The sequence below is a fragment of the Hyphococcus formosus genome (genome assembly GCF_046736345.1).
Taxonomy (GTDB): Bacteria; Pseudomonadota; Alphaproteobacteria; order Caulobacterales; family Parvularculaceae; genus Hyphococcus; species Hyphococcus formosus.
In genome coordinates, this window is the sequence record NZ_CP157210.1 from 140819 (window position 1) to 155011 (window position 14193).

Genomic DNA, 14193 nt, shown 5'->3' on the forward strand with positions numbered 1-14193 from the left:
ATGATGACACATGCCGGGCAGGTGGTTCAAAGCAATAACGTCGAAGTCATCGACGTTTCATGCATACGATCAAACTGATCAAGGCCCGATTTATGTTGGCTAAGGCAACGCTTAAAGATCAGCCTGATGACGAAGGAAAACAATTCGCCATCGGGCTGACGGAGCGGCTAGAAACCGTTGGAGTCAGGTTTCCAGCCACACCTTGGGGGAGATCGTCCGAACGGCTATTTCTTTGGACCCGCACCAACCGGACGTAGTTCTTTCCACCGATCAATGAACTGGACCGCAGCATTCACAAAAACTTCCGTATCTTTCCGGCCAATTTCGGCATTGGCCAGTGACAGGTCTTGCTCGCTCCAAACGCCGGTATCGGTCATGTCTTTGGTATCGGTACCTTTGCCGGTCGATTCCTGCTTCAGCGCCTCGACCAAAAAGACAAGGCGGGCCGTGTCGTCGCCAGCTTCAATCGCTGGCACCATGTCTCGCAGGTGAGGCAGCATATGCAGCTTCGTTTTTTTGGCCCGTTCCAGATCGACGAGATTCGGCTGCAGATAAAGCGAGCGGCTGGTTTCGTTTACGCCGCCATGGCGGTCGAAATGATTCCGTTTAGCTAACTTATCAGTTTCGAGAAAGGGCCGTACGGCCGTGCCAAGGTTGACAGCGATGCCGGGTGTTTCCTGATTGATGCGATCGACAATGTACGAGGTTGTCGCCGAATTACCGCCATGAGCATTCAATAAAAGGAAGCGCTTAAAGCCCTGTCCGATCATGCTCTGGACCGCTTCGAAGTAAACCTGCTGCAGGGTCTCAGGTGAAACAGAGATCGTTCCCGGAAAATCTAAATGATAGGGCGAGTTACCAACATTCATGATCGGCGCGACCAGCACATCGGTATATTGTGCAACCAGCTTGGCGCGTTCAGTGCCGTTCAGGAAATCAGTACCCAGCGGTCCTTGCGGCCCATGCTGTTCAATGGCACCGATTGGAATAATCACCATATCGTTGGTCTCAAGATACTCCGCTACCTCGGCCCATGTCATGTCGGGAATAAGGTTCTTGGTCTCCGCTGGCTTGGCCAATGGATTGGTTTCAGGGAGCGTGATCCATTCATGATCAGATTTGGATTCTGCGTGAGCCTGCATTGTAAAAGCAGAAAACAAGCAGAGGGACGCGCATGCCCGTATTAGGTTTCCTCTTAAAGTCATAAAGTTCTCCTTGTAATAGGCCGGACTAATTGTCCGGCCTTGATGAGAGTGGGGTTGCAACGATTAGAAATTGAACCGGACACCGGCTGTGTAGATGCGACCGATGGTGTCATAGATCGTCCGTGCGGTGCCGCTTTGTGTGAGCGGTGGATCGTTATCGAGCAGGTTCTGGATTGTTCCGTACAGCGCAATGCGATCATCACCGGTGTCGTGAATGGCGATTTCACCCGAAAGATCGAAGTAGAGCCGGCCGCTAACGCGTTCGACATCAACATTGTATTCTTCGGTCAGAATTCCGCCACCGACATAGCGGCCCGTTACACTGAAACGGTAGTCATTGTTCGAATAGGTGACCGATGTATTGGTCCGCCAATGCGGTACACCGCCGACGCCGCTGGTGCCGGTGACTTCGGTGTTACCCGCAAAGTGGCGCACACCATCAGCATCGACCATGTTCAGCTTGTCGACATAGGTGACGAGCGAATTAAGATCGAGATTTGCTGACCCCACCGGAACAGAATAGGCCAACTGGAAATCAAGACCAGATGTTTCGAGCTTCTGAACATTTGCCGGACCTGTTCGGATCACGGTGATTTCACCAGACGTGTCCGATCGGGTAATCTGTGAACAGACTTGTGGCGCATCAGTATAGCAACGTGTTACAATTTCTGATGCGCTGAGTGAGTTAATTGCGCCGTTCAGCGTGATATCATAATAATCCAACGACATTCGCAGACGCGGAATCGAGGTCGGTGTAAATACAATACCCGCCGTTGTTGTATCGCCTTTCTCTGGCACCAAATCAGGATTCCCGACGGCGAGATTCCGTACCGTATAAGTCGTGCCCAAAATCGGATCATCAATGGTCGCGGTGAAGTTGTTGCCTTGGGCAAAGAGTTCATCAAGACCCGGCGCGCGGATGTCACGCGATTGCGTAATCCGCACCCGGATAGAATCATTGATCGTATAGTTTAAGCCGGCTTTCCAGGTTTTAACCGTGCCCGAGGAACTGTAGTCCGTGATTCGGGCCGCGACGTTCAGGTCAAGATTCTGGGCCCATAATTGGTCCGCAGCCAGTGGGACGACAGCCTCGACAAAGCCTTCCTTCACATTCTGGCTGGCGCTCCACGGTTTATTGTTGCCAATCCGAAAAGCGTTGACGAGCGAGAGTTCATCCGATGTTACGTCGACAGACTGGTGCCGATATTCGCCACCGACGGCGACCGAAACAGGGCCAGCCCAAGTGTTAATCGGTTCGCCATTAATCGTCATGGCGACGACCTGTTGGTTGATGTCCCAGTCGCGTATCGAAGTGCCGTTCATCCAGGTAATTGCTTCATCAGAAACATTGCCATAACCAAAGAAATTGGCTGGGACACATCCGTTGCCGGGATCTGTTAACGTCGAACGGCAAACGATGCTGCCTGTGCTGGGGTCGAAGACGGCGTCAATCGACTGTCGCCACAGGTCCGTGATGCGATCGTCTGTATAGCGGGTGAGGACAAGCGTCCGACCGACAGCGCCGTAGGCATCAAACGACCAGCCGCCGCCGAGTTCGGCTTCAAGCCCGGCTGTGGCCTGCCAAGTCTTGGAATTGATGTCAAAAAGGCCACGTGCATAATCTTCGAAACCGCGGCCCATGGTGAATGAATCAATGCCGTTATCCGCCATAACCTGAGCGACGGAAGCCGGTAGATAGGCATTATCCGCCTGAATGGTAATTTGATCGACGCGTAGGTTACTACCCGTTTCAACGTCGCTGTAGGCATAGCCGAATTCACCGAAAATGGTGACATTGGGCATAACTTCGTAATCAGCGTGCGCAAACGCGCTGTAACGTTCGATAGGGCTTTCCAGTACGCGTATTCCGTTTGTCGAGATGCCGTCGCCGCCATCCATCCGCGTTGCACTGACATTGTCGCCATAGGTAAATGGTACCGCTGAGCCATCATCAGCAAACTGAATGCCTTGCAATAATGACGGCGAATTGATCACACCCCCGTCCGAGCCGTTGGCGTAACGCGCATCACCGACAAGTAAATAGCGCGGTTCGCCATTGCTGGCGGTGTAATTGGGATTCTGAATTGCGCCTGCCGTGCCCCATTCGCGATCGCTGAGCGCGCCGACGCCGCTGTTCTTCCGTGTTTCCGCGCCAATGACGAAATGACCGCGGCCGCCATCGAACGAAGTCCCATAGGCAACGCTACCAAAATAATTGCGATGGTCGTTGTGATCGGTAATGCCGCCTTGGAAGTTTCCTTTGAACCCTTCAAGCTCAGTGTTCAGATTCAGGTTAACAACCCCAGCAACTGCGTCCGACCCATAGGCCGCTGATGCACCGCCGGTAACGACATCGACGGAAGAGACCAGCGCCTGGGGAAGGAGGTTGATGTTTAGTGCGCCTGTGGTGGTGGTTGGTACATAGCGCTTGCCGTCGATTAGCGTCAGCGTGCGAAGGTAACCAAGGCCGCGCATGTCGAGAAAATTCCCGCCTGCAGCATTCGATAGGCTCGACGATGTTGCGGGCGTCAGTGCCGAGCGTAGGGCTGGCAGTTGGTTGATGGCATCCGCGATATTTGGCGCAGCAACCCGTTCGAGCATCTCTGTGCCCATGGTGGTGGTCGGCGTTGTCGCTGTAAATCCGTCCCGTTTGACCCGTGAACCCGTGACGACGATGGCGTCGCCGGTTGTAGTACTATTGTCATTTTCTGCGTCTATAGTCTGCGCAGAGGCTGCCGTGGTTGATAATGCGGCGAAGCTGACGGCAGCAAGCAGACAAAGCTTGTGACGTCGTAAAAATGCTCGCTGCATTCGGGTGGAATTCATTTTGTCCGATGTTGTAATCATACTGGCCTTCCTGTTTGGTGCCGCTCCCGCACCTGTTCGCTGAAATCAACGGACACAGGATCATCGAATTGCTCTTCGCGAAAAAAGCACCAAGTTCGCTCCCCCCTGTTGCAATATCCGCAACGTCGCGGAGGGGCGCGCAGCATATTCGTGCGTAAAGTTGCCGTTTATCGCAGAATCATGACCCCATGCTGGGCATTGCCGCGGCGCAACACGAAACGTCAATTTTACAACTAAACTCGCGGTGTGACTTTTTTGCATTGCACAAATCTGTCACAATGCCGTCGGGTGATCGCTGACGGAGGCTTATATATGTTCCCCGACCCTTTGCGGGCGTTCCGGAGTGTGGTGAAAACCGGATCGATGCGAAAAGCTGGTGACGCGCTTGGACTGGCACCGTCATCGGTTAGTAGGCAGGTGGCCATTTTGGAGCGGCAGATGGGCACGCAATTGTTTCGCCGATCGGTCAATGGCCTTTCGCTGACCTATGCCGGAAAAATGGTCGCCGAATATTCAGATGATGTCGTGATAGGCTTCGATTCGCTGCGCGCAGATCTCGACGATTTGCGCGGCAATCAGCGCCTCATCAAACTCGCTATGGTGGAAAGCGTCGTTTCGGCTGGGCCAGCGCAAGCGATTTATGAGTTCAATCAACAATATGAAAATGTTCACTTTGAATTCGAGATCCTTCCAGCGCCGGCGGTCGTCGAAACGGTCCGTCAGCAAGAATGCGATATCGGCATTACCTTCAGTGCCGACGTCGATGACCTGATCAGAACCGTCGCGCGGTTCGCCGAACCCGTTCTTGTGGTGGTGCCAAAAGACCACCCACTGGCCGAACGGCGCGCGATGCCGGTCGCTGAACTCGTGGATTACAATGTGGCCTTGCCTGCGTCTGATTTCGGCGTCCGGAAACGTTTTAACCGCGCCTTGGCCCAAGCCGAAATTCAATTGCAGCCGAATTTGCAAAGTAACTCGTTCGAGGCGTTACGCGATTTTGTTCGTTCTGGTGCGGGAATTGCGGTTTTGCCGCGTGGCGCGGCGTTACGCGAACAGGAGGTTGGGCGCGCCCATTGCGTACAACTTCAGGACGCAAATTTCGATGATAGCTCGCTTGATATGATCGTATACAAACAACAACGCATCCCACGATTGGTCAATCTTTTCATCAAGACCCTGCGCAGCGCCATTGAGGAGCATCGCTAGGATTACCGTTGCATGTTTCGCAACAGGGGAGGGTAATCAGCGTTCTATCTCTGACACGGCCAAATGTTGAATCTTGTCAGCAAATGCAATGACAAGGATCTTGTGCTGTATGAAGCGTGCGGCAATTTTCGGAATGGGTGCGATTGGGACATCGCTTGCGAGGGATTGGGCAAAGCAGGCACCGAAAGGGTGGGAATTGTCTGCGGTGTGCGCGCGACCTCGTCAGAGCGCAGCCATTCGCGATCTTCTGCCGAGCGGAACGGACGTGTTGGAAAGCGTCGAAGATCTACTTCGGATGCCGTTGGATGCGGTGATCGAAACGGTCGGCCATGCGTCTGCCCGCCGATATGGGGTAGACATTCTAAGCGCGGGTCGCGATCTCTATTTACTTTCCTCGGGTATCTTGGCCGATAAACAACTCCACGCCGATCTGATCGCCGCTGCCCGGCAAGGTCAATCGCGCATCATCGTTCCGACAGGTGCGCTTGCCGGTTTTGACGGATTGTTGGCGATGGCATTGTCTTCGGAAGCGACGGTGACCTATCGCTCAACGAAACCAGCCAAGGCTTGGCGCAATACGCCCGCAGATGGCGAGTTCGATCTTGATGCGCTGCGCGAACCGCTCGTGTTTTTTCGCGGTACGGCGCGAGAAGCGGCAAGCCTTTATCCGAAGAACGCCAATTTGGCCGCCAGTGTTGCAATCGGCGGCGTAGGCTTCGAAGCAACGAAAGTTGAACTGGTTGCGGATCCGGCTGCAAACGGCAACCTCGCAGAATTGGAAGTGCAAACGCCCAATTGCGTGTTGAAGTTGCAGATGGGTGGCATCGCAGAACGCGACAATCCTAAATCATCAGCCATTGTCAGCTCGAGCGTGCTGGCTGCTCTGGTGCGTCAGGAAAGCATTATCCGACTCGGCTGACCTAAGCGCGCTTAAAGGGACAAGTGCATAAATCCAGACAGTAAAAAGGGCGCGGTTCATGATGGCCGCGCCCTTCTTTGTATTTCTGGTTTATGATTTGGTGAGCAGTATCGTCGCTGTCAGTAAGATTATACCGGACTAGCGACAGGATTTTGCTCGACCTCGTCTTCGGCAGTTCGTTCGTTGCCTTCCCATGCTGCCACCGCGACTACCGCCACCGCATTGCCCAATACGTTGGTGCCTGACCGGCCCATGTTCAGTAGGTGGTCTACACCCAATAGCAACAAGATCCCTTCGTCCGGCAAACCAAATTGGGGCAGGGTGGCTGCAAGGGCGATTAGCGAGCCGCGCGGCACCGCCGCTATACCTTTACTGGCAAGCATGAGCATCAACATCATGGAAACGATCATGCCTAATGGCAGTTCGATACCATAAGCCTGCGCAATGAAGATCGATGCAAATGTGCAATAGGTCATTGATGCATCAAGATTAAAAGAATAACCGAGCGGTAGGATGAAGCTGACAATGCGCGGCGGTACGCCGAACCGTTCCAACGCTGCTAACAAACGTGGATAGGCGGCTTCTGAACTGGATGTCGAAAAGGCGATGGCTGCCGGTTCGCGCAACCCTTGCAAAAAGGCAGGCAATCTGTCGCGCAGAATAAACCATCCGATAGCGAGTAGAACAAGAATTAGAACGCCAAGCGCAATATAATAGCCGGCAATCAACCACGCGACTGCGCCGAACACGCCCGCGCCCTGTTTGGCGACTGTGCCGGCAACCGCCGCGAAAACACCGAGCGGCGCAAATAGCATGACATAGGTCGTGATCTTCAGCATCAATTCCGCTAGTTGCGCCACGGCCGTGCGTATGACTGAACCGCGCTCTCCCAGAGACGACAATCCCATACCTGCGAAGACCGAAAATACCACAATCTGCAGGACGTTATTTGTTGCGAGCGAGTTGACCACCGAAGTTGGGAACGCCCCCGTAATCACGTCTTCCGCTGAAAGCTCAGCCGCAAGCGGCGCTTCGGTCGGGCCCGTCGGCATCGGAATACTTAGCCCGGCACCAGGTTGAAGTAGCAGTGCCATCATTGTGCCGAGGACGAGCGACACAACTGATGCGCCTAGGAACCAAATCATGGCTTTGGCCCCAACGCGAAGGACAGATTTACCGTCTCCAAAATTGGCGATGCCGCTCGTCAGCGTGGCGAAGATCAGCGGACCGACCACCATCTTGATCAAATTAAGGAAGATTGTACTGATGGTCCTGAAGACTGTGGACATAAGTTCGATCATGCCGTCGGAGGCCACGGCGTCTAACGTCACGCCGACCAGCGCGCCAAGCGCCAGTGAGCCAAAGATGATCCATGAAAAACGTCCTGCATTGATAATCATTTTAGCCCTCTTTTTTACCAGTCAGTCGTGATCCGCTAAAACGCGAAAAAAACAAGGATATCAGGCACGAACGCCAGAGATATTCCTCATTCGCGATGCGCGCGTTGCGTGTTGTGCAACGGGTGCGGTCGAATTTTGTCGATCCCCATTGGCCAATCGAATGAAATGGGCGGGTCTATGCCATGTCCGGGAAATGAAACAGCACGGTCGTGCGCAGGCAAACAACATTTATTGCCGCTTTGAAAACAGCATCAGTTAGACCATCAGAGAAATAGATCAGCGAATCCTATTGGGCCTCGCTACACGACGTCACTAGCGTCTTGCGAAAATGGCCACCCCATTCGAAGGCCGCTGAATGTACGGATGAAGTTTCGTGTTGTGTTTCCCATTGAAAGGAAAATGCGCCTGATACGATCCTATCGAAGGGGAAGCGTTAACTGCGCGATCGGGAAAATCGGTACAAAGAGCGGCTGTCGCCTCTTTGGTTGTGATACGTTGGCGTTATGACCACATTATCTAAGAGAGACGGGCGTACACGAGTGAAGCAAACGTATCTGTTCCGCACCGCAATTCGGCAGCGTCAATGCAACGTGTATGGTAAATGGCGCACTGGGGTTCTGTTACAAATGTTGGGATCCTAAAAATATATCCATCAAAGGCCGTTCAGGACCATATTATGCTAATGTGTTGATTCTAAGTCTCTAAATAAGGAGCCGAATGATAATGGAAGCTCTCCAGCAATCTGAACCGTTCGACCTTTTACAAGACAGGTACCTAGGTAAGTACGTTTATGTTCTGATCGATCCTCAAGACCAATCAATCTTTTACGTTGGGCAAGGCCTGAAAGAGCGGGTTGGCTCACATTTTAATGAAACGCGAGATGCAATTCGTGGCCTTATAAAGTGGACCCCAAAAACCCGTCGGATATACCAAATCTGGAATACAGGCTTGGAGGTGCGCGTTGCTATTGTTCGCAAGAAATTGCGCGATTCGGATGAAGCAAGTCACATCGAAGGAGCCTTGATTCAAACGATTACCAATATCGGTTTTGAGCTAACGAACGAAGTACAAGCGCCGAAAACTGAAAACCATGGGTGGTCCGAATTATATCAAATTCGCAGGGAGGCAGCTTCCCCCATCAATCCGTCGCACCCAATTAACCTAGTGCATCTTTTCAAGGTTGAGAATGAGGTCAATAGACGGGTCAAGTCTGGTGGCAGTGCGGCGGATCCAAACCTACTTTTCGAGGCGTTAAGGCGGAGTTGGTACGGTCGCAAGAGTGCGCCACCTCCTTGCGGATATGCAGTGGGTTACGTCGGCGTTCCCGCCGTCAGCGTGATTGCATGTAAGATTGCAGCTTGGCAGCGTTGCTCAGTGAATCACGGAAAGTGGGAGATGATTCGCGAGGAACCTGACGATAAAATCGTTACGGAATTGCTCGAAAAGAACTGGTCTCTAATTATACGGGCGCGAGGCGGTGCCAAGTCTTTTGGTTCTCCAGCACAATTGGAGTTCGATGGAGCTGGACGATTCAAATTTCTCTATGGGCGTAACGATGGCGGACTTTACCATTCTCTCGATGTCGAACGCGGTGATTGATTGGCCTTATGAAAATATAATAACTAGTTCGAAACAATGGTGGAATGGCGCACCGGGGAAGATTCGAACTCCCGACCCCCAGATTCGTAGTCTGGTGCTCTATCCAGCTGAGCTACCGGTGCAGTGCGTCCGTAATGTGACGCGAGGCGCGGGTTTAACCCCAAGCTGCGGATAAAAGCAATACCCCAAGGCAAAGGATTCTCCACAGATTTGCGGGAATTTGTAGTTGTGACACTGTGGGGGTCGAAAGCACGGCTTGGCTGGCGTATGAAGAAAACCGACCGAATTCAGATGATATGCATCTGAGATATAGATTTGAGGGAAAGAATGAACGTTACCGGATTGAAGCTATTGGGGATTTCAAGTCTCGCGGCGCTGCTTGTCGCGTGCGGAAATCAAGACGCGAAAACGCCCGAAGCCGGGCAAGGCGCGGATGCGGCCCAAAGCGAAAACAAGGCCGGTGAAGGGCAGTGGTTTATTTCTGCGGCGAACCCTTATGCGGTTGAGGCTGGTGCGGAGATCCTTAAACGCGGCGGTTCGGCGGTCGATGCTGCGATCGCGACACAGGCGGTTTTGGGCCTTGTGGAGCCACAGTCCTCTGGGCTTGGGGGCGGCGCGTTCATGATCCATTACGACCCGAAAGCGGGGACGCTAGAGACCTATGATGGGCGAGAGGTCGCGCCCGCATCGGCAACGCCAGAGCGTTTTCTAAAGGAAAATGGCGAGCCAATGAATTTTTACGATGCGGTGGTCGGCGGGTTATCGGTTGGCGTGCCGGGCGCTGTGCGGATGTTGGAGCTCGCCCATCAGGACCACGGCAGGCTTCCGTGGGCAGAAAATTTTGAACGTGCCGCGACGCTGGCGGAAAACGGGTTTGAGGTTTCGCCGCGTCTGAACGGATTGCTTGATCGTATTCCGCGATTGAAACAGTTGCCTGCGGCGGGAAATTATTTTTATAGCGAGAATGGCGCGCCGCATCCGGTTGGGTACACGCTCAAAAATCCGGAATATGCGCAGACCCTAAAAACGATTGCTGCTGGCGGTGCAGATGCGTTTTACGAAGGGCCTATTGCGACGGCGATTGTCGAGGCAGTCAATAATGCGCCGAACCCAAGTGGGATGACGCTTGAAGACCTGGCGAACTACAAGCCCGTGAAACGAGACCCGGCTTGTGGCGATTACCGGGCTTATCATATTTGCTCGATGCCACCGCCTAGCTCTGGCGGCGTGACGGTCATACAGATACTTTCGATGCTGGAGCCGTTTGATATTGCCGGTGCGGGAGCCGGTTCGATAGAGGCACTACATCTTTTGTTTGAGGCCAGCCGGCTCGCATATGCGGACCGAAATCGTTACCTCGCGGATAATGAGAACCTCGCAAAAGATGGTGGTTTAACAGCGGAGCAGGTCGTTTCCGGTTTGTTGAACCCCGAATATCTCGCGGATCGATCAGCCTTGATTGACCCTGCAAAAGCCGCTGAACGTGTAGAGCCGGGTGACCCGTCTTCTTATGATTATGACCCGGCAAATGGGACATGGAAGCAATATGGCGCTGATGTGTCGCCAGAACCTCCGTCAACGAGCCATTTCGTTATCGTCGATAGTGAAGGCAATGTGGTTTCCATGACGGCGACGGTTGAGTTTGCCTTCGGTAGTCATTTGATGGCTGCGGGGATGGTTCTAAATAATCAGCTTACGGATTTCTCGTTCCTGCCAGTGCGTGATGGCCGACCGGTGGCGAATGCTGTGGCTCCCGGTAAGCGCCCGCGTAGCTCTATGGCACCGGTCATTGTTTTTGATGCGGAGGGGGACGTATGGGCTGCGGTTGGTTCGCCCGGTGGCCCTGCGATTATCGGTTATGTCGCCAAAACGCTACTCGGCATGATCGATTGGGGTATGACGACGCAAGATGCAATCAATCTGCCAAATGCTGTATATCCGCGCGGTAAGCCTGTGCTCGAAGAAGGTGCGTTTGACGCGCAAATCGTTGCGGGCCTAGAGGCGAAGGGGCATGCGATTACGCAGTCTGGCCTGACCAGCGGCGTCCACGCATTCAAATTGCTGCCTGACGGCACTTATGATGGGGGTGCAGACCCGCGTCGCGAGGGTGTTTGGCAGACAGGAACGGTCGAAACTGACTAATCGCTAATCAAGTTTTGTGGGGCAGGGTGATCAAAAACTCTGTCCCCGAACTATCGCTGCGCGCAAGGGTTAAGCGGCCGCCATGGGCGCGAATTATTTCAGCGGTAATCGCAATACCAAGGCCTGATCCGCCCGGTTTTTGCGACCCTTTGAAGGGTTCAAATAATTCGGCGCGGGCATGTTCGGGAATGCCGGGGCCCGTATCCGAGACGCGAATTTCAATGACATCGCCAACGATATTTGCAGTCATGCGAATTTCACCAACCACCGGTTGAACGTCACCATCAATGCCAGCGGGAACGGCTCCGGTTAGAGCTTCGGTTGCATTCCGGACCAAATTGAACAGCGCACGGTAAAGCTGGGTGCGATCAGCCAATATTTCCAATACGGGATCAATGTTATTGGCATTCGAAACCTGCATCGACGCGTTGTCCTCAAAGACCTCTTCGGCAAGGTCGTGCAGGATAATCGGCGATTTATCGAGAAGCCGTGCCTCCATCCGGCCGAATGTCAACGTATCGCGGCTAAGGGTGATCGCGCGATCAAGCGCCGATAGTAGGCGCGGTGTCAGTTTGCGAACGCTCGGATCATCGGATTTCGATAAACGGTCTGACATCAATTGCGCTGAGGCGAGGATATTGCGCAAATCGTGACTGATCTTCGATATACCTGCGCCCAAGGCCGCAAGACGTCGCCGTTCATTGAGAAGATCACGAACGCTGCGCTCCATATCCGAAAGGCTTTTTTCCGCAATGCCGATTTCGTCTGTTCGGCCTGATGGTTCAAGAATGCCGCGCGGATTTTCCGGATCGGCGTCAAACGCGGTGATATTTGCCGTCAACCGCCGAACCGGCTGAACAATAATCCGATTGAGCGCCCAATAAACCAGCATGGCCGTCAGGGTAGAGATGATTAGAGAGAGCACCAGAATATTACGGGCATAGGCATAAAGGTCGGCGCGCAAAGATCGTTGTGATACGATAATGTCGACATTCTGATCGGCCGCGAACTGCGGTGCACCTGTGGCTTGAATTAACCGGTCACCGCGGGAAAACATCGTACTCCACGCATTGACAATAAGACTGATCGGATCCTGATCCGAAAGATCCACGCGCTTCATGTTTGGTGCGCCGTGCGGGTTAACCTCAGGCGCAAGTATCAACATACGCATATCGTCATTGTTGATGGTCACGCCTTGTATATTCGCGGTGGAAAAAAGCTGGCGCACCAACTCATCATCCATGGATTCATTGCTGGGGCCTTCAAGGGCAAGCGCGACCAGATAGGCCGCCTCGATACGTAAGGTGAACCAATCAACGCGCTGTTTCGCAATTGACGGAACCATCACAACCAATTCAGCAATGAAGACGAACAAAACTGTCAGCAATAAGAGTTTTGCTGATAATGACCGCCTTGTTTTTGTCGCTGCTAGCGTTGGAATGGACGCCATCTCATGTCTCAGTCGAATACCGCCAAAAGGCTGATCAGTTTACGTGTACGTGAGGAGAATAGGGTTTTTGTGTACCAATCACCAGCCGCACGTTTATTCGCTTCGCCACGCGTGGGATAGGGGGCGATCATATCAGTGAATGATTTTATTTTCTCGCCGCTCGTAATGGCATAGGTCCAGGGTTGCAAAAGATCGCCAGCGCCTTTGCCGACAATGCCGGCCCCCAAGATAAGACCCTTTTTGTCGGTCACGACCTTTACCATGCCGCGCGTATCGCGTTCTGCGATGGCACGATCATTTTCTAAAAATGGCCAGCGAACGACTTTAATGGCGTCGCCGTGCTGTTCTCGTGCTGCTTTTTCGGCCAAGCCGACCTGCGCAAGTTCCGGGTCCGCGTAGGTGACATGTGGTGCCAGATGTTCGTTATTTTTCGCAGGCATTTTAAACAGGATATTCCGGACCAGAACGGATGCGTGATATCCGGCAACATGAGTGAACTGGCGGCCGCCAGCGACATCACCGATCGCGTAAATACGTTTATTCGAGGTTCGCAATCTGTCGTCAACTTTGATGCCGCGATGATCATATTGGACCTCCGCTGCTTCTAGATTGAGGCCGTCAACGGTTGGTTTGCGCCCAACCGCAACCAGTAAATGAGAGCCGACAATCGTGCGGTCGTCGATATTCACGGCGACACCATTATCCGCTTTGATAATCTTATTGGCCTTTGCGCCTTCAATAATGTCTATACCGTCATCGCGTAATTGTTGCGCGACGATGGCAGCAAGTTCAGGGTCGTCTTTGTTCAGCAGGCGATCCCCTTCGATGATTGTAACCTTTGCGCCGAGTCGGCGATGGGCCTGGGCCATTTCAACGCCGATCGGGCCGCCGCCAATCACCACAAGATGGTCGGGGCGTGTTCTGTTTTCAAAAATCGTTTCGTTCGTAAAAAACGGGACCGACGCCAATCCATCAATTGGCGGTACAAAAGGTGTTGATCCGGTCGCGATAACAAAATGCTTGGCTTTGATTTTCTGCCCGTTCGCGACGACCTCGCGCGGTCCGATGAAGGTGGCATGCTCCCTTATGACCGTGACGCCCAATCCTTCGAAACGTTCTTGGCTATCGACCGGCGCAATCGTGTCTATGACAGAATGAACGTGGTCCATTACGGCGCCAAAATCGATACCTGGTTCGGTGGATTTTATGCCAAATTTATCCGCATGCCGAATAGCATGAGCGCGACTTGCGGCAGCGATCAATGCTTTCGACGGAACGCAGCCCGTGTTCAGACAATCACCGCCCATATCGCCTTTTTCAATCAAAACGACTTTGCGGCCCAATTGCGCCGCGCCGGCGGCAACCGATAAACCGCCGGAACCTGCGCCGATAATGCAGATATCTGCAGAAATAGTTTTTGCCATG

At 53.2% G+C, this 14193-nt stretch carries 9 protein-coding genes and 1 tRNA gene; 4 read left to right on the forward strand and 6 right to left on the reverse strand.

Annotated elements, in window-relative coordinates:
- Positions 1-224 precede the first annotated feature (224 nt).
- Both ABFZ83_RS00645 and ABFZ83_RS00650 read right to left on the reverse strand, forming a co-directional pair.
- On the reverse strand, positions 225-1205 hold the full coding sequence (locus tag ABFZ83_RS00645) for a creatininase family protein (RefSeq protein WP_411817502.1): 981 nt from the start codon (positions 1203-1205) through the stop codon (positions 225-227).
- 63 nt (positions 1206-1268) lie between these two features.
- Positions 1269-4052, reverse strand: a complete 2784-nt coding sequence (locus ABFZ83_RS00650; protein ID WP_411817503.1) for a TonB-dependent receptor plug domain-containing protein — start codon at positions 4050-4052, stop codon at positions 1269-1271.
- A 312-nt stretch (positions 4053-4364) separates the two neighbouring features.
- On the opposite strand from ABFZ83_RS00650, the gene ABFZ83_RS00655 reads away from it, so the two are divergent.
- Positions 4365-5258, forward strand: a complete 894-nt coding sequence (locus tag ABFZ83_RS00655) for a LysR family transcriptional regulator (RefSeq protein ID WP_411817504.1) — start codon at positions 4365-4367, stop codon at positions 5256-5258.
- A gap of 109 nt (positions 5259-5367) precedes the next feature.
- Positions 5368-6177 carry an aspartate dehydrogenase gene (locus tag ABFZ83_RS00660; protein WP_411817505.1) on the forward strand — a complete coding sequence of 270 codons (810 nt, stop codon included), beginning with the start codon at positions 5368-5370 and terminating at the stop codon, positions 6175-6177.
- A 128-nt stretch (positions 6178-6305) separates the two neighbouring features.
- Here ABFZ83_RS00660 and ABFZ83_RS00665 read toward each other — a convergent pair whose 3' ends face one another.
- Entirely contained in the window at positions 6306-7577 is a 1272-nt protein-coding gene (locus ABFZ83_RS00665) for a dicarboxylate/amino acid:cation symporter (protein WP_411817506.1), read from the reverse strand.
- A gap of 723 nt (positions 7578-8300) precedes the next feature.
- Here ABFZ83_RS00665 and ABFZ83_RS00670 point away from each other — a divergent pair.
- Entirely contained in the window at positions 8301-9176 is an 876-nt protein-coding gene (locus tag ABFZ83_RS00670) for an LEM-3-like GIY-YIG domain-containing protein (protein ID WP_411817507.1), read from the forward strand.
- A gap of 45 nt (positions 9177-9221) precedes the next feature.
- On the opposite strand, the gene ABFZ83_RS00675 is transcribed toward ABFZ83_RS00670, so the two are convergent.
- Positions 9222-9298: transfer RNA gene (locus ABFZ83_RS00675), tRNA-Arg, on the reverse strand.
- 205 nt (positions 9299-9503) lie between these two features.
- Between ABFZ83_RS00675 and ggt the strand changes: the two genes are divergently transcribed.
- Entirely contained in the window at positions 9504-11318 is a 1815-nt protein-coding gene (gene ggt, locus ABFZ83_RS00680; protein ID WP_411817508.1) for a gamma-glutamyltransferase, read from the forward strand.
- A 7-nt stretch (positions 11319-11325) separates the two neighbouring features.
- Here ggt and ABFZ83_RS00685 read toward each other — a convergent pair whose 3' ends face one another.
- Both ABFZ83_RS00685 and ABFZ83_RS00690 read right to left on the reverse strand, forming a co-directional pair.
- Positions 11326-12768: a sensor histidine kinase gene (locus tag ABFZ83_RS00685; protein ID WP_411817509.1), complete on the reverse strand. Its 1443-nt coding sequence runs from the start codon at positions 12766-12768 to the stop codon at positions 11326-11328.
- Positions 12769-12776: 8 nt separating this feature from the next.
- On the reverse strand, positions 12777-14192 hold the full coding sequence (locus ABFZ83_RS00690; RefSeq protein ID WP_411817510.1) for a dihydrolipoyl dehydrogenase family protein: 1416 nt from the start codon (positions 14190-14192) through the stop codon (positions 12777-12779).
- Between the last annotated feature and the right edge of the window lies 1 nt (position 14193).

Bases quoted from the DNA above. Each gene is read 5' to 3' on its own strand.
- ABFZ83_RS00655 (WP_411817504.1), top strand. From the start codon at position 4,365: ATGTTCCCCGACCCTTTGCGGGCGTTCCGGAGTGTGGTGAAAACCGGA.
- ABFZ83_RS00645 (WP_411817502.1), bottom strand. From the start codon at position 1,205: ATGACTTTAAGAGGAAACCTAATACGGGCATGCGCGTCCCTCTGCTTG.
- ABFZ83_RS00665 (WP_411817506.1), bottom strand. From the start codon at position 7,577: ATGATTATCAATGCAGGACGTTTTTCATGGATCATCTTTGGCTCACTG.
- ABFZ83_RS00660 (WP_411817505.1), top strand. From the start codon at position 5,368: ATGAAGCGTGCGGCAATTTTCGGAATGGGTGCGATTGGGACATCGCTT.
- ABFZ83_RS00690 (WP_411817510.1), bottom strand. From the start codon at position 14,192: ATGGCAAAAACTATTTCTGCAGATATCTGCATTATCGGCGCAGGTTCC.
- ABFZ83_RS00685 (WP_411817509.1), bottom strand. From the start codon at position 12,768: ATGGCGTCCATTCCAACGCTAGCAGCGACAAAAACAAGGCGGTCATTA.
- ggt (WP_411817508.1), top strand. From the start codon at position 9,504: ATGAACGTTACCGGATTGAAGCTATTGGGGATTTCAAGTCTCGCGGCG.
- ABFZ83_RS00650 (WP_411817503.1), bottom strand. From the start codon at position 4,052: ATGATTACAACATCGGACAAAATGAATTCCACCCGAATGCAGCGAGCA.
- ABFZ83_RS00670 (WP_411817507.1), top strand. From the start codon at position 8,301: ATGGAAGCTCTCCAGCAATCTGAACCGTTCGACCTTTTACAAGACAGG.